The sequence below is a fragment of the Pseudomonas gozinkensis genome (assembly GCF_014863585.1).
Taxonomy (GTDB): Bacteria; Pseudomonadota; Gammaproteobacteria; order Pseudomonadales; family Pseudomonadaceae; genus Aquipseudomonas; species Aquipseudomonas gozinkensis.
This window is the reverse complement of record NZ_CP062253.1, coordinates 5,029,222-5,048,147: the sequence shown is the minus strand read 5'-3', so window position 1 is coordinate 5,048,147 and position 18,926 is coordinate 5,029,222. Positions and strand designations below refer to the sequence as shown.

Annotated in this window: 16 protein-coding genes; 13 read left to right on the top strand and 3 right to left on the bottom strand. The window is 60.9% G+C overall.

Annotation, left to right across the window (positions count from 1 at the left end):
• Positions 1-87: 87 nt before the first annotated feature.
• Positions 88-606 (bottom strand): RNA polymerase sigma factor, encoded by a 519-nt coding sequence (locus tag IHQ43_RS22455; RefSeq protein WP_192562156.1) that lies wholly within the window; start codon positions 604-606, stop codon positions 88-90.
• Positions 607-800: 194 nt separating this feature from the next.
• Entirely contained in the window at positions 801-1,802 is a 1,002-nt protein-coding gene (gap, locus tag IHQ43_RS22450) for a type I glyceraldehyde-3-phosphate dehydrogenase (protein WP_007951174.1), read from the bottom strand.
• Positions 1,803-2,022: 220 nt separating this feature from the next.
• Between gap and edd the strand changes: the two genes are divergently transcribed.
• The 11 genes from edd (at position 2,023) to IHQ43_RS22395 (ending at position 15,511) form a co-directional block, all read left to right on the top strand.
• The gene (edd, locus tag IHQ43_RS22445) at positions 2,023-3,849 is read left to right on the top strand and encodes a phosphogluconate dehydratase (protein ID WP_192562155.1); all 1,827 of its coding nucleotides are present in this window, start codon (positions 2,023-2,025) and stop codon (positions 3,847-3,849) included.
• On the top strand, positions 3,846-4,796 hold the full coding sequence (locus IHQ43_RS22440) for a glucokinase (protein WP_192562154.1): 951 nt from the start codon (positions 3,846-3,848) through the stop codon (positions 4,794-4,796). Before edd ends, IHQ43_RS22440 begins: the two co-directional genes overlap by 4 nt.
• A 176-nt stretch (positions 4,797-4,972) precedes the next feature.
• Complete coding sequence (locus tag IHQ43_RS22435; protein WP_192562153.1) at positions 4,973-5,704, top strand: response regulator; 732 nt, start codon at positions 4,973-4,975, stop codon at positions 5,702-5,704.
• Positions 5,705-5,735: 31 nt separating this feature from the next.
• Positions 5,736-7,163 carry an ATP-binding protein gene (locus IHQ43_RS22430; protein ID WP_192565044.1) on the top strand — a complete coding sequence of 476 codons (1,428 nt, stop codon included), beginning with the start codon at positions 5,736-5,738 and terminating at the stop codon, positions 7,161-7,163.
• A gap of 215 nt (positions 7,164-7,378) precedes the next feature.
• A complete protein-coding gene (locus tag IHQ43_RS22425; RefSeq protein ID WP_192562152.1) occupies positions 7,379-8,638 on the top strand; it encodes a D-mannose isomerase in 1,260 nt (419 codons plus the stop codon).
• Positions 8,639-8,756: 118 nt separating this feature from the next.
• Positions 8,757-10,058, top strand: coding sequence for an ABC transporter substrate-binding protein (locus tag IHQ43_RS22420; RefSeq protein WP_007951167.1), 1,302 nt, complete (start codon positions 8,757-8,759; stop codon positions 10,056-10,058).
• A 93-nt stretch (positions 10,059-10,151) separates the two neighbouring features.
• Positions 10,152-11,060 (top strand): carbohydrate ABC transporter permease, encoded by a 909-nt coding sequence (locus IHQ43_RS22415; RefSeq protein WP_007951166.1) that lies wholly within the window; start codon positions 10,152-10,154, stop codon positions 11,058-11,060.
• Positions 11,053-11,898, top strand: coding sequence for a carbohydrate ABC transporter permease (locus tag IHQ43_RS22410; RefSeq protein WP_007951164.1), 846 nt, complete (start codon positions 11,053-11,055; stop codon positions 11,896-11,898). The genes IHQ43_RS22415 and IHQ43_RS22410 overlap by 8 nt, the downstream gene beginning before the upstream one ends.
• 2 nt (positions 11,899-11,900) lie before the next feature.
• A complete protein-coding gene (locus IHQ43_RS22405; protein WP_192562151.1) occupies positions 11,901-13,061 on the top strand; it encodes an ABC transporter ATP-binding protein in 1,161 nt (386 codons plus the stop codon).
• Between the two features lie 132 nt (positions 13,062-13,193).
• The gene (locus tag IHQ43_RS22400) at positions 13,194-14,540 is read left to right on the top strand and encodes a carbohydrate porin (RefSeq protein WP_192562150.1); all 1,347 of its coding nucleotides are present in this window, start codon (positions 13,194-13,196) and stop codon (positions 14,538-14,540) included.
• A 116-nt stretch (positions 14,541-14,656) separates the two neighbouring features.
• The gene (locus IHQ43_RS22395; protein ID WP_192562149.1) at positions 14,657-15,511 is read left to right on the top strand and encodes a D-hexose-6-phosphate mutarotase; all 855 of its coding nucleotides are present in this window, start codon (positions 14,657-14,659) and stop codon (positions 15,509-15,511) included.
• 161 nt (positions 15,512-15,672) lie between these two features.
• On the opposite strand, the gene IHQ43_RS22390 is transcribed toward IHQ43_RS22395, so the two are convergent.
• Positions 15,673-16,533: a MurR/RpiR family transcriptional regulator gene (locus tag IHQ43_RS22390; RefSeq protein WP_169842436.1), complete on the bottom strand. Its 861-nt coding sequence runs from the start codon at positions 16,531-16,533 to the stop codon at positions 15,673-15,675.
• Between the two features lie 226 nt (positions 16,534-16,759).
• Here IHQ43_RS22390 and zwf point away from each other — a divergent pair, with 226 nt between their 5' ends.
• On the top strand, positions 16,760-18,226 hold the full coding sequence (gene zwf, locus IHQ43_RS22385; protein ID WP_192562148.1) for a glucose-6-phosphate dehydrogenase: 1,467 nt from the start codon (positions 16,760-16,762) through the stop codon (positions 18,224-18,226).
• Positions 18,213-18,923, top strand: coding sequence for a 6-phosphogluconolactonase (gene pgl, locus IHQ43_RS22380; RefSeq protein ID WP_192562147.1), 711 nt, complete (start codon positions 18,213-18,215; stop codon positions 18,921-18,923). Before zwf ends, pgl begins: the two co-directional genes overlap by 14 nt.
• The last annotated feature ends 3 nt before the right edge of the window (positions 18,924-18,926 follow it).

Sequence of the window (18,926 nt, the reverse complement as noted above, 5' to 3'; positions counted from 1 at the left end):
TTAGTGAAGCGTAAAAGTCGGGCAAGGGTAACAAAGCCCGATGATCAGTGCAGTCGATCCTGAGGTTTACAGAAACGCCCTACAGCGTCAGTCACTATTCAAACGCTCGGCGACACCGATGCAGATGGTCATGATCAGTTTGAGTTCTTTCTGCACCGTGCTGAGGGACACGCTCAGTTCTTCGGCGATTTCCTGATAACTGTGCCCATGCAGGCGGCTGAGGATGAAGATTTGCTGTTGGCGCGGGCTGAGTTCACCGAGGCTCACGTTCAGGCGCTCCAGCAATTGTTCGGCGTGGGCGGCGTCTTCGGCGCTGCTGGCGGGGGCGGCGACGCTGTGCACCACGTCCTGCGGCACGTCGTCGACCATGGTGCGCGAATGAATCTTGCGCGCACGCAAATGGTCCAGCGCCAGGTTGCGCGCGGTCTGGAAGACAAAGGGTTCAAGGTGATCGATGGCCCGTTCGCTCAGCGCCCGGGTGACGCGCAGGTAGGTTTCCTGCAACAGGTCTTCGGCGGTGCTGTGGTTGTTGACCATCCGTTCCAGGGTCCGCAGCAGCGACGTGCGCTGGGCGAGGAAGACGTGGTTGAAGTGTGATTGACTCACGGGAGGACCTGATCCATTTCGAGCGAATGATAATGCTTATCATCTAGTCGAGTGGTCAAGCCCTGATTTCAAATTGGAATAATTGACCTTGTGGGAGCTGGCTTGCCAGCGATGGCGGTAGGTCAGCGGATATCCATATTGGATGTGCCGACCTCATCGCTGGCAAGCCAGCTCCCACAGGTATGCGGGAGGGACTACTCGGCGTTGCACAGCGCCAGGCAGTTATCGAGCATACGGTTGGAGAAACCCCACTCGTTGTCGTACCAGGCCAGCACTTTCAGCAGTTTGCCGCTGGATTTGGTGTGGTTGGCGTCGAAGATCGACGACAGCGGGTTGTGGTTGAAGTCGCTCGATACCAGCGGCAGGGTGTTGTAGCCGAGGATCTTCGAGTGCTGGCTCGCCGCTTTCATCAATGCATTGACTTCATCGGCCGACGCTTCGCGCTTCAGTTGCACGGTCAGGTCAACCAGCGACACATTGATCACCGGCACGCGCACGGCCATGCCGGTCAGCTTGCCCGCCAGTTCCGGCAGCACCAGGCCCACCGCTTCGGCAGCACCAGTCTTGCTCGGGATCATGTTCTGGGTGGCGGAGCGGGCGCGGTACGGGTCGGTGTGGTAAACGTCGGTCAGGTTCTGGTCGTTGGTGTAGGCGTGGATAGTGGTCATCAGACCGCTTTCGATGCCCAGTTCCCGGTGCAGCACCTGAGCCACCGGGGCCAGGCAGTTGGTGGTGCACGACGCGTTGGAAATGATCTGGTGCGACTGGCGCAGGATGTCGTGGTTCACACCATAGACGACGGTGGCATCGGCGCCTTTGGCCGGGGCCGAGATAATCACTTTGCGTGCGCCGGCGGTAATATGCGCGGCGGCTTTGGCCCGGTCGGTGAACAGACCGGTGCATTCGAACACCACATCAATCTTTTCCGCGGCCCATGGCAGGTCGGCCGGGTTGCGGATGGCGCTGACCGAAATGCGGTCGCCGTTGACGGTCAGGCTCTCGTTGTCGTGAGCAACTTCGGCGTCGAATGTGCCATGAACGGTGTCGTACTTGAGCAGATGCGCATTGATTGCGCTGTCGCCCAGATCGTTGATGGCGACGATCTGCAAATCCTGACGATAGCCTTGGGTATACAGTGCGCGCAGGACATTACGGCCGATGCGGCCAAAACCATTGATTGCGATTCGAAGAGTCATTGAACAGCGCCGCCGTCGTTTTGTTGTTGGAATTACAAGATTATTCGCATAAAAATAGAAAACAAGCCTTTTTAGTGGCAATATTTTGTTTTATCTACAACGAGTGACCTGAATCAACTGGTCCGAATGATCAAGAAAACCGTTCGTCATCCCACGCGAACGGGCTTTTGATCAGCATAGACAATCAGGTCGCCACATCCGTTAGCCTGGAGTTCTACACATGCATCCCCGCGTTCTTGAGGTCACCGAACGGCTTATCGCCCGCAGCCGCGCCACGCGTCAGGCTTACCTTGCGCTGATTCGCGGCGCTGCAACTGACGGGCCGATGCGCGGCAAGCTGCAATGCGCCAACTTCGCCCACGGCGTGGCCGGATGTGGCAGCGAAGACAAGCACAGCCTGCGGATGATGAACTCGGCGAACATCGCAATTGTTTCGTCATATAACGACATGCTCTCGGCGCACCAGCCGTACGAAGTCTTCCCGGAACAGATCAAGAACGCCCTGCGCGAAATCGGCTCGGTCGGCCAGTTCGCCGGCGGTACACCTGCCATGTGCGACGGCGTGACCCAGGGCGAGCCGGGCATGGAGCTGAGCCTGCCGAGCCGCGAAGTGATCGCCATGTCGACGGCCGTGGCGCTGTCCCACAACATGTTCGACGGCGCGCTGATGCTCGGCATCTGCGACAAGATCGTGCCGGGCCTGATGATGGGCTCCCTGCGTTTCGGTCACCTGCCGACGATTTTCGTACCGGGCGGGCCGATGGTCTCGGGGATTTCCAACAAGGAAAAAGCCGACGTGCGGCAGAAGTACGCCGAAGGCAAGGCGACCCGCGAAGAGCTGCTGGAATCGGAAATGAAGTCCTACCACAGCCCGGGCACCTGCACGTTCTACGGCACCGCCAACACCAACCAGTTGCTGATGGAAGTCATGGGCCTGCACTTGCCGGGCGCCTCTTTCGTCAACCCGAACACGCCGCTGCGTGAGGCCCTGACCCGCGAGGCCGCGCATCAGGTCACGCGCCTGACCAGACAGAGCGGCAACTTCCTGCCGATCGGCGAAATCGTCGACGAGAAGGCGCTGGTCAACTCGATCGTCGCGCTGCACGCCACCGGCGGCTCGACCAACCACACCTTGCACATGCCGGCCATCGCCATGGCGGCGGGCATTCAACTGACCTGGCAGGACATGGCCGACCTCTCCGAAGTCGTGCCGACCCTGAGCCACGTCTATCCGAACGGCAAAGCCGACATCAACCACTTCCAGGCAGCCGGCGGGATGTCGTTCCTGATCCGCGAACTGCTGGAAGCCGGCCTGCTGCACGAAGACGTCAACACCGTGCTCGGCCACGGCTTGAGCCAGTACACCAAAGAGCCGTTCCTCGATAACGGCAAACTGGTGTGGCGCGAAGGCCCGACCGACAGCCTCGACGAAAACATCCTGCGGCCGGTGGCTCGTGCGTTCTCGGCAGAGGGCGGCTTGCGCGTGATGGAAGGTAACCTCGGTCGTGGCGTGATGAAGGTGTCCGCCGTCGCGCTGGAAAACCAGATCGTCGAAGCCCCGGCCATGGTGTTCCAGGATCAGCAGGATCTGGCCGACGCTTTCAAGGCCGGTCTGCTGGAGAAGGATTTTGTCGCGGTGATGCGCTTCCAGGGCCCGCGTTCCAACGGCATGCCGGAGCTGCACAAGATGACGCCGTTCCTTGGTGTGCTGCAGGATCGCGGCTTCAAAGTCGCGCTGGTGACTGACGGACGGATGTCCGGCGCGTCGGGGAAAATCCCGGCGGCCATTCACGTCAGCCCTGAAGCTTATGTCGGCGGCGCTTTGGCGCGCGTGCAAGAGGGCGATATCATCCGCGTCGATGGCGTCAAAGGCACTTTGGAACTCAAGGTGGACGCCGCCGAATTCGCAGCGCGCGAACCCGCCAAAGGCCTGTTGGGCAACAACATCGGCAGCGGTCGCGAACTGTTTGGCTTCATGCGTTTGGCCTTCAGCTCGGCGGAGCAGGGCGCCAGCGCCTTCACTTCTGCCCTGGAGACGCTTAATTGAAACTGGCTTTGGTCGGTGACATCGGAGGCACCAACGCGCGGTTTGCGTTGTGGAAAGATCAGCAGCTCGAATCGGTTCAGGTGCTGGCCACGGCCGACCATGCCAGCCCGGAAGAGGCGATCAGCCTCTACCTGAGCGGGCTCGGTCTGGCGCCGGGCGCCATCGGTTCGGTGTGCCTGTCGGTGGCGGGGCCGGTGAGCGGTGATGAATTCAAGTTCACCAACAATCACTGGCGCCTGAGCCGCAAGGCGTTCTGCCAGACCTTGCAGGTCGAGCAGTTGTTGCTGGTCAATGATTTCTCGGCCATGGCCCTGGGCATGACCCGTTTGCAGCCCGGCGAATTTCGCGTGGTCTGCGAAGGCACGCCGGAGCCATTGCGCCCGGCAGTGGTGATCGGCCCGGGCACTGGCCTGGGCGTCGGCACCTTGCTTGATCTCGGTGAGGGGCGGTTTGCCGCGTTGCCGGGAGAGGGCGGCCACGTCGATCTGCCGCTGAGCAGCCCGCGTGAAACCCAGCTCTGGCAGCACATCCACAACGAGATCGGCCACGTCAGCGCGGAAACCGCGTTGAGCGGTGGCGGCTTGCCACGGGTTTACCGGGCGATCTGTGCGGTGGACGGTCATGAGCCGAAACTCGACACGCCGGAAGCGATCACGGCGGCCGGGCTGGCGGGTGATCCGATTGCCCTGGAAGTGCTGGAGCAGTTCTGCTGCTGGCTCGGTCGCGTGGCCGGCAACAACGTGCTGACCACTGGCGGCCGGGGCGGGGTGTACATCGTTGGCGGCGTGATTCCGCGTTTCGCCGATTTCTTCCTCGAAAGCGGTTTCGCCCGCAGCTTTGCCGACAAGGGCTGCATGAGCGATTACTTCAAGGGGATTCCGGTGTGGCTGGTGACGGCGCCTTACTCGGGGCTCGTCGGTGCAGGAGTGGCGCTCGAACAGGCTTGAAACCGAGTCGCCTTCATCGCTGGCAAGCCAGCTCCCACAGGATTCCAGACATTCTCAGAATGTGTACAAGACCTTGTGGGAGCTGGCTTGCCAGCGATGAGGCCAGAACAGACCACAAATAACCAAGGTTCATCAGGCATAATCCGCCCAATTCCAACAACAAGGATGCCTTCGAAGTGAGCTCAGTCAACAAGTCGATTTTGTTGGTCGATGACGACCAGGAGATACGCGAGTTGCTGGAAACCTACCTGACCCGCGCGGGTTTTCAGGTACGGGCCACGGCGGATGGCGCCGGTTTTCGTCAGGCACTGAACGAGGCGCCGAGCGATCTGGTGATCCTCGATGTGATGCTGCCCGATGAAGACGGCTTCAGCCTGTGCCGCTGGGTGCGCCAGCATCCGCGTCAGGCCCAGGTGCCGATCATCATGCTCACCGCCAGTTCCGACGAAACCGACCGGGTCATCGGCCTGGAACTCGGTGCCGACGATTACCTCGGCAAACCTTTCAGCCCCCGCGAACTGCAAGCCCGGATCAAGGCCCTGCTGCGTCGCGCCCAATTCGGTCAGGAACGCGGCGGCAGTGAAGTGTTGGCGTTCGATGAGTGGCGGCTGGACATGGTCAGCCATCGACTGTTTCACACCGACGGCGAGGAAGTGATTCTGTCCGGCGCCGACTTCGCTCTGCTGAAGCTGTTCCTCGATCACCCTCAGCAAATCCTCGACCGCGACACCATCGGCAACGCCACCCGTGGCCGCGACCTGATGCCCCTCGACCGCATTGTCGATATGGCCGTCAGCCGTTTGCGCCAGCGTCTGCGCGACACCGAAAAACCGCCGCGCCTGATCCGCACCGTGCGTGGCAGCGGCTACCAGCTGGCAGCCAATGTGGTTGCCGGCAATGGTCACTGAGTTCCTGCGCACCACCGCGCGCAAAGTGCCAATGCCGCGTTCGCTGCTTGGGCGGATGTTGCTGTTGACGTTGCTCGCGGTGTTGTTTGCCCAGACGCTGTCCAGCGTGATCTGGGTGTCCCAATTGCGCGCGACCCAGCTCGAAGGCCTGGTCACCAGCGCGCGCAGCCTCGCCCATTCGATGACCGCCAGCGTCAGTTATTTCCGCTCGTTGCCGGTGGCCTATCGACCGCTGGTGCTCGACCAGTTGCGCAGCATGGGCGGCACGCGTTTTGTGGTGACGCTGAATGACAAACCGCTGGGCATGGAAGTGCTGCCGGTGACGCCGCGCAAGGCCGCGGTGTTGAAAGCGGTGGATGAAGTGCTGCGTCAGTCGCTGGGCCAGGACACCGACATTCTGGTGACCTTCGTCAGCCCCGATGACTTACGGATCTTCAACGCCGGGTTGAAACTCGATGAGTTGCCGCGTTCGTGGGCGCATTACGCATTGACCCTGGAACCGGTGAATCCGCCAGTGCTGGTGACCCAGATTCAGTTGGCGCCGGGTGAATGGCTGTACATCGCCTCGCTGTTGCCCGAGCCCTACACCAGTCTTGAAGAACAAGGCCTGCCGACCCAGCAGGTGTGGTTCATCGTGTTCACCAGCGGATTTCTGCTGTTGTTCATCGGCCTGCTGGTGCACTGGCAGAGCCGGCCGCTCAAGCGTCTGGCACGGGCCGCGCGGGATTTGTCGCTGGGCGCCGACGTCGAGCCTGTAGCTGAGGGCGGCGGCAGCGAAGTGGTGGAAGTGGGGCGTGCATTCAACACCATGCGCGAGCGCATCAGCCGTTACCTGACCGAGCGCAGTCAGCTGTTCAGTGCGATTTCCCACGACCTGCGCACACCGATCACGCGTCTGCGACTGCGGGTCGAACTGCTGGAAGATGAAGCGCTGCAGACCAAGTTCGGCCGTGATCTGGATGAGCTGGAGCTGCTGGTCAAAGGCGCGCTGCAATGCGTGAAAGACACCGACATCCACGAAAACATCGAACCGGTGGATCTCAACCATGTGCTCGACTGTCTGGTGGAACCGTATCTGGCGCCCAACGGCAACGGTCGCGTGACCCAGCAAGGGCGGGCGCTGGCGGCGTATCCGGGCAAGCCGTTGGCGCTCAAACGCTGCATCGGCAACCTGATCGACAACGCGTTGAAGTACGGGCAGAACGCGCATTTGCACATCGATGACGATGACAGCGCATTCGTGTTGCACGTCGACGATGAAGGGCCGGGCGTGCCGGAACAGCGGCTGGAACAGGTGTTCGAACCGCACTTCCGCTTGGCGGGGCAGCAGCAGGGCTATGGGCTTGGATTGGGCATTGCCCGCAACATTGCCCATAGCCATGGCGGTGAGGTGACATTGCAGAACCTTCGTGAAGGCGGATTGCGCGTGACCCTGCAATTGCCGCGAAGTGCTGACTAGTCAGACCGCGTCATCGTTCTTCGCGAGCAAGCTCGCTCCCACATTGGTTTTGAACAAAACGCCTGTCTCCTGTGGGAGCGAGCTTGCTCGCGAAGGCGTCGGTCCGTTCAATGCTAATGTCACTGATCCGTGACAAAGCCCGCCCCCTTCGTTACAAGTCCCTCCCGGCCCGTTGTTTAGACTGCCCGCAGTCATAACAACAAAAAAGGCCACCCATGGATCACTTCAATCCGGGCTTCAGCAGTTGGCTGAACGCCCCTGCCCACCAGCAATGGCTCGCCGATGAAGGCCTGCGCCTGCTGGCATTTGCCAAGGCTTCACGATTGCCCGAAGGCTTCGGCAATCTCGATGAGCGCGGCCAGCTTCAGGCCGGCGCGCAAGCCGAAACCATGAACACCGCGCGCATGACCCACAGCTTCGCCATGGCCCACATTCAGGGCCTGCCGGGGTTTGCCGAGCTGGTCGATCACGGCGTTGCGGCCCTGCGCGGCCCGTTGCGCGATGCGCTGCACGGCGGCTGGTTTGCCGTCGCCGAACACCGTGACGGCAACACCGGCAAGAACGCTTATCTGCATGCTTTCGTTGCCCTCGCGGCCAGTTCTGCCGTGGTCGCGCAACGCCCCGGCGCGCAGGCGTTGCTGGATGACGCCATCGACATCATCGACACGTATTTCTGGAGCGAAGAAGAGGGCGCCATGCGCGAATTCTTCAACCGTGACTGGCGCGAAGAAGAAGCCTATCGCGGCGCCAACAGCAACATGCACGCCACCGAAGCCTTCCTTGCGCTGGCCGATGTCACCGAAGACCCACGCTGGCTGGTGCGTGCGCAACGCATCGTCGAGCGGGTGATTCACGGGCACGCCGCTGCCAACGATTACCTGGTGATCGAGCATTTCGACCGCGACTGGCAACCGCTGCGCGAATACAACCATGACAATCCGGCCGACGGTTTCCGTCCCTACGGCACCACGCCGGGCCATGGTTTCGAGTGGGCGCGGCTGTTGCTGCACCTCGAAGCCGCGCGGGTTCAGGCCGGCATGCTCACGCCCGGCTGGCTGGCCACTGACGCGCAAAAGCTGTTCGAAAACAACTGCCGCCATGGCTGGGATGTGGATGGCACACCGGGCATCGTCTACACCCTCGACTGGAACAACAAAGCGGTGGTTCGCCATCGCCTGCACTGGACCCACGCCGAGGCCAGCGCTGCCGCCAGTGCCTTGCTCAAACGTACCGGCGATGCGCAGTACGAAAGCTGGTATCGCCTGTTCTGGGAATTTTGCGAAACGCATTTCATCGACCGCTGCGATGGCAGCTGGCACCACGAACTCGATCCGCAGAACCGCCCAAGTGCCGATATCTGGGCGGGCAAACCGGATCTGTACCACGCCTGGCAGGCGGTTCTGATCCCGCGTCTGCCGCTGGCGCCGAGCATGGCCAGTGCTCTGGCACACCTGTCCCGAAGCGTTCCTGTGTAACCATGTGGTGACATTCGCGCGTCCCTTCGTTACCTGCGAGGGGAAACGCTCTGTTTAAACTCGTGTGCAGCGCAAGCACCAGACTTGCATGCATAACAACAAGAAAGGTACATCTCAGATGAATGCGATTTCTCGCCTCGCTACTGTCATTTCTGTCGCCTCCCTGTTCCCGCTCGCTGTGCTGCCCCTGAGTGTTTCCGCTGCCGAATCCAAAGGTTCGGTGGAAGTCGTGCATTGGTGGACGTCCGGTGGCGAAAAAGCTGCCGTCGATGTGCTCAAGGCACAAGTCGAGAAAGACGGTTTCACATGGAAAGACGGCGCTGTCGCCGGCGGTGGCGGTGCGACTGCCATGACCGTGCTGAAAAGCCGCGCGGTAGCCGGCAACCCGCCGGGCGTTGCCCAGATCAAGGGCCCGGACATCCAGGAATGGGCGTCGACCGGTCTGCTCGACACTGACGTCCTGAAAGACGTTTCCAAGTCCGAGAAGTGGGACAGCCTGCTCGACAAGAAAGTCTCCGACACCGTGAAGTTCGAAGGTGATTACGTGGCCGTGCCGGTGAACATTCACCGCGTGAACTGGCTGTGGATCAATCCGGAAGTCTTCAAGAAAGCCGGTATCGAAAAAGCCCCGACCACCCTCGAAGAATTCTACGCCGCCGGCGACAAGCTGAAAGCGGCGGGCTTCATTCCGCTGGCTCACGGCGGTCAGCCTTGGCAGGACAGCACCGTGTTCGAAGCGGTCGTGCTGTCGGTGATGGGTGTTGATGGTTACAAGAAAGCCCTGGTCGACCTGGACAACGCTGCCCTGACCGGCCCGGAAATGGTCAAGGCCCTGACCGAGCTGAAGAAAGTCGCGACCTACATGGACCAGGACGGCAAAGGCCAGGACTGGAACCTGGAAGCGGCCAAGGTCATCAACGGCAAGGCCGGCATGCAGATCATGGGTGACTGGGCCAAGTCCGAATGGACCGCCGCCAAGAAAGTCGCCGGCAAGGACTACGAGTGCGTAGCGTTCCCGGGCACCGACAAGGCGTTCACCTACAACATCGACTCGCTGGCCGTGTTCAAGCAGAAGGACGCGGGCACCGCGGCCGGTCAGCAGGACATCGCCAAAGTCGTGCTGGGTGAAAACTTCCAGAAAGTCTTCAGCATCAACAAGGGCTCGATCCCGGTGCGTAACGACATGCTCGCCGACATGGGCAAGTACGGTTTCGACTCCTGCGCCCAGACCGCTGCCAAGGACTTCCTGGCAGACGCCAAGAACGGCGGCCTGCAACCGAGCATGGCGCACAACATGGCGACCACGCTGGCAGTGCAGGGCGCGTTCTTTGATGTCGTGACCAACTACATCAACGACCCGAAAGCCGACCCGGCCGACGCTGCCAAGAAACTCGGCACTGCCATCAAGGCTGCCAAGTAACGTCAGCGTAGAGCAGCTGCAAGCTTCAGGTCGCGCATCGGCCTGAAGCCTGCCGCTTGCAGCGGTCCTTCATCTTCTTTACTGGATCTTCCCATGAGTTCTGTTGCTGTGTTCAGCAAGGCCTCGCCGTTCGACGCATTGCAGCGCTGGCTACCGAAACTGGTGCTGGCGCCGAGCATGTTCATCGTTCTGGTGGGCTTCTATGGCTATATCCTCTGGACGTTTGTCCTGTCGTTCACCACGTCGACCTTCCTGCCGAACTACAAGTGGGCAGGCCTGGCGCAATACGAGCGTCTGTTCGACAACGACCGCTGGTGGGTGGCGAGCAAGAACCTGGCCGTGTTCGGCGGCATGTTCATCGGCATCACCCTGGTAATCGGCGTGACCCTGGCGATTTTCCTCGACCAGAAAATCCGTCGCGAAGGCTTTATCCGCACCATTTACCTGTACCCGATGGCGCTCTCGATGATCGTGACCGGTACCGCGTGGAAATGGCTGCTCAACCCGGGCATGGGCCTGGACAAATTGCTGCGGGACTGGGGCTGGGAAGGCTTCCGTCTCGACTGGCTGATCGACCCGGATCGCGTGGTGTATTGCCTGGTGATCGCGGCGGTCTGGCAAGCCTCGGGCTTCATCATGGCGATGTTCCTCGCCGGTCTGCGTGGCGTCGATCAATCGATCATCCGTGCCGCCCAGATCGACGGCGCGAGCATGCCGCGCATCTACTGGAAAGTGGTGCTGCCAAGCCTGCGCCCGGTGTTCTTCAGTGCGGTGATGATCCTGGCGCACATCGCGATCAAGAGCTTCGACCTGGTGGCGGCCATGACGGCCGGCGGCCCGGGTTACTCCTCCGATTTGCCGGCGATGTTCATGTACTCGTTCACCTTCAGCCGTGGACAGATGGGCATGGGCTCGGCCAGTGCAATCCTGATGCTCGGTGCGATCCTCGCGATCATCGTGCCTTACCTGTACTCCGAGCTGAGGACCAAGCGTCATGACTAGTCTCGCCTCCAAACCGGCCATCAGCCTGAGTCGCATCGCGATCTACGCGGTGCTGATCCTTGCGGTCCTGCTGTATCTGGTACCGCTGGTGGTCATGCTGCTGACCAGCTTCAAGACCCCGGAAGACATCTCCACCGGCAACCTGCTGAGCTGGCCGACCGTGGTCAGCGGCATCGGCTGGGTGAAAGCCTGGGCCACCGTTGATGGCTACTTCTGGAACTCGATCAAGATCACCGTTCCGGCCGTGATCATCTCCACCGCCATCGGTGCATTGAACGGTTATGTGCTGTCGTTTTGGCGCTTCCGCGGATCGCAGCTGTTCTTCGGTCTGCTGTTGTTCGGCTGCTTCCTGCCGTTCCAGACCGTGCTGCTGCCGGCGTCGTTCACCCTCGGCAAGATGGGCCTGGCGAGCACCACCACCGGCCTGGTGTTCATTCATGTGGTCTACGGCCTGGCGTTCACCACGCTGTTTTTCCGTAACTACTACGTGAGCATCCCGGATGCGTTGATCAAGGCGGCTCGTCTCGATGGCGCGGGCTTCTTCACGATCTTCCGCCAGATCATCCTGCCGATGTCCACCCCGATCATCATGGTCTGCCTGATCTGGCAGTTCACCCAGATCTGGAACGACTTCCTGTTCGGCGTGGTGTTCTCCAGCGGTGATTCGCAACCGATCACGGTGGCGCTGAACAACCTGGTCAACACCAGCACCGGGGCCAAGGAATACAACGTGGATATGGCGGCGGCGATGATCGCCGGGCTGCCGACCCTGCTGGTCTATGTGGTCGCAGGCAAGTATTTCGTGCGCGGGCTGACGGCCGGCGCAGTCAAGGGGTAATCATGGCTACGCTCGAACTTCGCAATGTAAACAAGACCTACGGTGCCGGCCTGCCGGACACCCTGAAGAACATCGAACTGTCGATCAAGGACGGTGAGTTCCTGATCCTCGTCGGGCCTTCGGGCTGCGGTAAGTCGACCCTGATGAACTGCATCGCCGGCCTGGAAACCATCACCGGCGGCGCGATCATGATCGGTGACCAGGACGTCAGCGGCATGAGCCCGAAAGATCGCGACATCGCCATGGTGTTCCAGTCCTACGCGCTGTACCCGACCATGAGCGTGCGCGAGAACATCGAGTTCGGTCTGAAGATCCGCAAGATGAGCCAGTCGGCGATCGACGAAGAAGTCGCCCGCGTGGCCAAGCTGCTGCAGATCGAGCACCTGCTCAATCGCAAGCCGGGCCAGCTCTCCGGTGGCCAGCAACAGCGCGTGGCGATGGGCCGTGCACTGGCGCGTCGCCCGAAGATCTATCTGTTCGACGAACCGCTGTCCAACCTCGACGCCAAGTTGCGCGTCGAGATGCGCACCGAAATGAAACTGATGCACCAGCGCCTGAAAACCACCACGGTCTACGTGACCCACGACCAGATCGAAGCGATGACCCTGGGCGACAAAGTGGCGGTGATGAAGGACGGGATCATCCAGCAGTTCGGTACGCCGAAAGAGATCTATAACGACCCGGCCAACCTGTTCGTGGCGAGCTTCATCGGTTCGCCGCCGATGAACTTCATTCCGCTGCGCCTGCAACGCAAGGACGGCCGTCTGGTGGCGCTGCTCGACAGTGGCCAGGCCCGGTGCGAATTGCCGATGGCGATGCAGGATGCCGGTCTCGAAGATCGCGAAGTGATCCTCGGCCTGCGCCCGGAGCAGATCGCCCTGGCTTACGGCGAGGGCAACGGCCTGCCGAGCATCAAGGCTGAAGTGCAGGTTACCGAACCGACCGGTCCCGACACCCTGGTGTTCGTCAACCTGAACGACACCAAGGTCTGCTGCCGTCTGGCGCCGGACGTGGCGCCGCAGGTGGGCGAAACCCTGACCCTGCAATTCGATCCGTCGAAAGTGCTGCTGTTCGATGCGAAGTCCGGTGAGCGCCTGGGGGTTGCAGGCCTGCCGAAAACCGAATCGCACAGCGCCAACGTGGCCCAGTTCAAGGGTCGCTGATGAACACGTGCGGGAGCGGGCTCGCCCGTTTCCGCAGGGAGCACGCGGTGCGTGGCCTGTCGCGCGCCGCATCAGATGTAAACCGCGTTAGATAAGAAGAACAGTTAATAACAATAAAACGAGGATGTAGGGATGAAGAAGAACAACAACGCTCAGCGTATCGGTCAGTTGTCGGCGATTGCGGCAATGATGCTGGCCGGTAGCGTCCACGCGGCTGACGCGTTCAGCTCCGATTCGGAGTGGATGACCGGGGACTGGGGTGGCGAACGTACCAAGCTGATCGAGCAGGGTATCGACATCAAGATGGACTATGTCGGTGAAGTGGGCGGCAACCTTCACGGCGGTTACAACGACGACAAGACAGCGCGTTACGCTGACCAGTTCGGTCTGGGCGTGGCGCTGGATCTGCAAAAACTGTGGGGCTGGGACAACACCCAGGCCAAGGTCCAGTTCACCAACCGTAACGGCTACAACATTTCCAACGACCGCGTTGGCGATCCGCGTGCCGGCACCCTCAGCTCCTCGCAGGAAGTCTACGGTCGTGGTCACATGGTGCGTCTGACCCAGCTGTGGATCAAACATCAGTTCTTCGACAACAAGCTCGACATCAAGGCCGGTTACTTCGGCGAAGGCGAAGACTTCAACACCTTCCCGTGCGAGTTCCAGAACCTGGCGTTCTGCGGTTCGCAAGTGGGTAACTGGGCGACCAACATCTGGTACAACTGGCCAGTCAGCCAGGCGGCCATTCGCGTCAAATACAACATCAACGACGAGCTCTACGCACAGATCGGTGCGTACAACCAGAACCCGTCGCAACTGGAACACGGCAACGGCTTCAAGTTGAGCGGCAGCGGCACCAAAGGCACCGTTTTGCCAGTGGAGCTGGTCTGGTTGCCTAACCCGAACAGCCTGCCGGGCGAATATCGTGTCGGTTACTACAAGAGCACGGCCGATGCCGACGACGTTCGCGAAGACGTCAACGGTTTCGACGCGGCGACCACCGGTGATGCCTACCGCACCCACAGCAGCAAGCACGGTTACTGGTTCGTTGCGCAACAGCAACTCACCAGCCACAACGGTGACAAGAGCCGTGGTCTGAGCATCGCTGCCAACGCCACGTTCCACGACAAGGACACCAACTTCATCGACAACTACCAGTCCGTGATGTTTGTGTACAAAGGTCTGTTCGATGCGCGTCCGAAGGATGACATCGGTATCGGTGCGGCACGTATTCACGTCAACGATGATGTGAAGAAAAACGCCGAGCTGCTCAACGTCTCCAACGGTGTTTCGGACTACGACAATCCGGTGTTCGCGCCGATTCGTGAAACCGAATACAACTACGAGATCAACTACGGCTTCCACGTGACCAACTGGCTGACCGTACGCCCGAACCTGCAATACATCACTCATCCGGGCGGTGTGGATGAAGTGGATAACGCTTTGGTCGCTGGCCTGAAAATTCAGTCTACGTTCTGACGCGTCTGCGATAAGCTCCTCTCTATGTGCGCATATTTGCGGACAGCCCAGGCTGTCCGCTTTTTTTTGGAAAGGGGTGTCGCAGCCCATGAAAGCTGAATCTGGAACCGTGGCCCATGCATGAGCATCCGCTGCAACGCTTCTTCAAATCCCTGCGCGAACGACCGGTGTTCGCCTGGGAGCGCTATCAGATGCGCGATGTGCTGGTGATCGATCATCCGCTGTGCCAGGCGGTGTTCAGTCGCCAAGGGGCGCAATTGCTGCACTTTCAACCGCGCGGGCAGAAACCGTGGTTGTGGTGTGCGGCGAAGTGGCCGCATGTCGGCGCGATTCGCGGCGGCGTGCCGGTGTGCTGGCCGTGGTATGGCCGTCACCCGAGCGAAAACGCCTGGCCGTCCCATGGCTGGGCGCGACTGCTGGACTGGAAACTGCTCGACAGCAGCACCGGCGATGACGGCGTGCGCCTGCATTGGCAATTGCAGCTGTGCGACTGGCAGGTGGACCTGCACGCGCACCTGGGCGAACGCATGGAATTGCGTCTGAGCACCGAGCATCAGGACGACATGCCGTGCCAGTTGAGTCAGGCTTTGCACGCTTACTGGCGTATTGGCGACGTGAGCGAGATAGCGCTGTCTGGGCTCGAAGGGGCGCAGGGTTACGACCAGTTGAACCGTGAGGTTTGCCAGCAGGAAGGCGAGTTGCGGGTCGATGGTGGCTGTCAGCGCGTGTTCCAGCACGACGGCGAATTGCAGCTCAAGGATCACGCCTGGCAGCGCGAATTGTGCATCGATACCGGTGACAGCGCGGACACCGTGGTGTGGCATCCGGGGGCGCGGCCGTTGCTGGGCGTGAGCTGGGATGAGATCTCGGAATTTGTCTGTGTTGAAGCGGCGGCGGGCGGCACCGACAGCCTGCATCTGGCGCCGGGGGAGAAGGCGCATCTGAGTTTGCAGGCTTGGGCGGCTGCCTAATGATCGTTCCCATGCAGAGCGATGATCGTTCCCACGTCGAGGCGTCGAACCGTCCGCGTGGGAATGCAGCCCGTGACGCTCCGCGTCACTGGACGCGGAGCGTCCCTAGAGGCATTCCCACGCAGAGCGTGGGAACGATCAGGGTGAGGGGTTTTTGATCTTCAGTTGAACTCGTCACCCACCGGATACCGGCTGGCATTCAAACTCTCTTTGATCTTGCGCAAATGCGGCTGGAAATCCACCCCGCGACGCAGCGTCATCCCCGTCGCCAACACATCCAGCACCGTCAACTGAATGATCCGCGAAGTCATCGGCATATAGATGTCGGTGTCTTCCGGCAACGGAATATTCAGGCTCAGCGTACTGGCCTTGGCCAGCGGCGAATTCTCTGCTGTCAGGCCCAGCACCGAAGCGCCGTTCTCCCGGGCGATGCGCGCCACTTCCACCAGTTCGCGGGTGCGGCCGGTGTAGGAAATGATCACGAACAGCTCGCCGGTATGCGCCACCGAAGCAATCATCCTTTGCATCAGCACATCGGCGTGGGCGGTGACCGCCAGGTTGAAACGGAAGAACTTGTGCTGTGCGTCCAAAGCGACAGGAGCCGAAGCGCCCAGGCCGAAGAAGTGGATCTGCCGGGCCTGGATCAACAGGTCGACGGCGCGGCTGATCAGGTTCGGGTCCAGCGCCTGGCAAGCGCTGTCCAAGGATGCGATCGCACTGCCGAAAATTTTCTGCGTGTAAGCCTCGGGATTGTCGTCGGCTTCTACTGCACGGCTGACATACGCCGCGCCGCTGGCCAGGCTCTGGGCCAGTTGCAACTTGAGTTCGGGGTAGCCGCTGACGCCGAACGAACGGCAGAAACGGTTGACCGTCGGTTCACTGACCGACGCCGCCTGGGCGAGGGCGGCGATGCTGAAGCGGGTGGCCTGCTGTGGGTTGAGCAGGATCACTTCGGCGACTTTGCGTTCGGCCTTGTTCAGCTCTTCAAGGCGACTCTGGATCTGTTCCAGTAAATTTCGCACGCGGTCCATAAGAATTCCTAGATTCACCGGCGCCGATAAGCGCGCGGCTATGCAAATTGGGCCTTTGATGTGGCCCGTGACGGTGGCCTATCCTACTGATGGCTCCGACCGACCACCACTCGGAATCTGTATTTTGCGAAAATGTTGTGGTTATTACTACATTTTCCCTTGAGTGATGCCTTGAAAAAAGGTATTTGTAGCTTAACTTGATAAAAGAACAAACATCATGCCTTCGATTACGGTTGAACCGTGCACCTTCGCCTTGTTCGGCGCCTTGGGCGATCTGGCCCTGCGCAAGCTGTTTCCTGCCCTTTATCACCTTGATGGCGCCGGCCTGCTGCACGAGGACACGCGTATTATCGCGCTGGCCCGGGAAGAAGGCACCGAGCAGCAGCACCTGGCATTCATTGCCGCCGAACTGCGCCGTTACGTGGGCAAGGAACTGGACGAGGCCGTGGCCGAGCGCTTTCTGGCGCGCCTGACCTACCTGCACGTCGACTTCCTCAAGGCTGAAGATTATGTGGCGCTGGCCGAACTGGCCGGCAGCACGCAGCGCATGATTGCCTACTTCGCCACCCCGGCGGCGGTGTACGGCGCGATCTGCGAGAACCTGGCGAACGTCGGCCTGGCCGAAAACACCCGCGTGGTGCTGGAAAAACCGATCGGCTCCGATCTGGAGTCTTCGCGCAAGGTCAACGACGCCGTGGCGCAGTTCTTCCCGGAGAACCGCACCTACCGTATCGACCACTACTTGGGTAAAGAAACCGTCCAGAACCTGATCGCCCTGCGTTTCGCCAACAGCCTGTTCGAAACCCAGTGGAACCAGAACTACATCTCCCACGTGGAAATCACCGTGGCCGAGAAGGTCGGTATCGAAGGCCGCTGGGGTTACTTCGACAAGGCCGGTCAGCTGCGGGACATGATCCAGAACCACCTGCTGCAACTGCTCTGCCTGATCGCCATGGACCCGCCGGCCGACCTGTCCGCCGACAGCATCCGTGATGAAAAAGTGAAAGTGCTCAAGGCCCTGGCGCCGATCAGTCCGGAAGGCCTGACCACTCAAGTGGTGCGCGGCCAGTACATCGCCGGGCACAGCGAAGGCAAATCCGTGCCGGGCTACCTCGAAGAACCGAATTCCAACGCCCAGAGCGACACCGAGACCTTCGTCGCCCTGCGTGCCGACATCCGCAACTGGCGCTGGGCCGGCGTGCCGTTCTACCTGCGTACCGGCAAGCGCATGCCGCAGAAACTGTCACAGATCGTCATCCACTTCAAGGAACCGTCGCACTACATCTTCGCCCCCGAGCAGCGCCTGCAGATCAGCAACAAACTGATCATCCGCCTGCAACCGGACGAAGGCATTTCCTTGCGCGTGATGACCAAGGAGCAAGGCCTGGACAAGGGCATGCAACTGCGCAGCGGTCCGCTGCAACTGAATTTTTCCGACACCTGGCGCAGCGCTCGGATCCCCGATGCCTACGAGCGGTTGTTGCTGGAAGTGATGAACGGCAATCAGAACCTGTTTGTCCGTAAAGATGAAATCGAAGCCGCGTGGAAATGGTGTGACCAGTTGATCGCCGGGTGGAAAAAATCCGGTGACGCGCCCAAGCCGTATGCGGCCGGGTCGTGGGGGCCGATGAGCTCCATTGCACTGATCACGCGGGACGGGAGGTCGTGGTATGGCGATATCTGAAGTGAAACTGCCCGAGGGCGTGAATGCCCGCGAATTCAAGAGCCCGGTGCTACTCGCCGAAGGCTTGGCGCTGAATGTCGCCAAGCAATTGAGCGAAGCGCTGGCGGCACGTGGCAACGCCGTGCTGGTGGTGTCCGGCGGTCGTAGCCCGGTGGCGTTTTTCCAGCACCTGGCCAAGCAGGAACTGGACTGGTCGAAGGTCGTCGTGACCCTCGCCGACGAGCGCTGGGTGCCGGTCGAACACGCCGACAGCAATGCCGGTCTGCTCAAGCAGTATCTGCTCAAGGGGCCGGCGGCCAAGGCGCAGTTCCTCAGCCTCTACAGCGCGGCGGCCAACGTCGAGCAGGCTGCGGAGCAGGCCGATCGTTTGCTCGCCGAGTTGCCGCCAATCGATGTGCTGGTGCTGGGCATGGGCGATGACGGTCACACCGCGTCGCTGTTCCCGGACAGCCCGAACCTGGCTGAAGCCCTGGCCGACGGCACCCGTCGCTGCTGGCCGATGCTGGCGCCCAGCGTGCCGCGTCAGCGCCTGACCATGAGCCGCGCGCTGCTGGCTTCGGCCCGGCACAAGATTCTGTCGATTTCCGGTCAGTCGAAACTGACCACCCTGAATGCCGCACTGGCATCCAACGACGTCGCCGCCATGCCGGTTCGCGCGTTTCTGCAACCTACGTTAGAGATTTACTGGTGCCCATGAGCC

Coding starts and splice junctions, on each gene's coding strand:
- gap (WP_007951174.1), bottom strand. CDS start 1,802: ATGACTCTTCGAATCGCAATCAATGGTTTTGGCCGCATCGGCCGTAAT.
- edd (WP_192562155.1), top strand. CDS start 2,023: ATGCATCCCCGCGTTCTTGAGGTCACCGAACGGCTTATCGCCCGCAGC.
- IHQ43_RS22430 (WP_192565044.1), top strand. CDS start 5,736: ATGCCGCGTTCGCTGCTTGGGCGGATGTTGCTGTTGACGTTGCTCGCG.
- IHQ43_RS22425 (WP_192562152.1), top strand. CDS start 7,379: ATGGATCACTTCAATCCGGGCTTCAGCAGTTGGCTGAACGCCCCTGCC.
- IHQ43_RS22420 (WP_007951167.1), top strand. CDS start 8,757: ATGAATGCGATTTCTCGCCTCGCTACTGTCATTTCTGTCGCCTCCCTG.
- IHQ43_RS22415 (WP_007951166.1), top strand. CDS start 10,152: ATGAGTTCTGTTGCTGTGTTCAGCAAGGCCTCGCCGTTCGACGCATTG.
- IHQ43_RS22410 (WP_007951164.1), top strand. CDS start 11,053: ATGACTAGTCTCGCCTCCAAACCGGCCATCAGCCTGAGTCGCATCGCG.
- IHQ43_RS22405 (WP_192562151.1), top strand. CDS start 11,901: ATGGCTACGCTCGAACTTCGCAATGTAAACAAGACCTACGGTGCCGGC.
- IHQ43_RS22400 (WP_192562150.1), top strand. CDS start 13,194: ATGAAGAAGAACAACAACGCTCAGCGTATCGGTCAGTTGTCGGCGATT.
- IHQ43_RS22395 (WP_192562149.1), top strand. CDS start 14,657: ATGCATGAGCATCCGCTGCAACGCTTCTTCAAATCCCTGCGCGAACGA.
- zwf (WP_192562148.1), top strand. CDS start 16,760: ATGCCTTCGATTACGGTTGAACCGTGCACCTTCGCCTTGTTCGGCGCC.
- pgl (WP_192562147.1), top strand. CDS start 18,213: ATGGCGATATCTGAAGTGAAACTGCCCGAGGGCGTGAATGCCCGCGAA.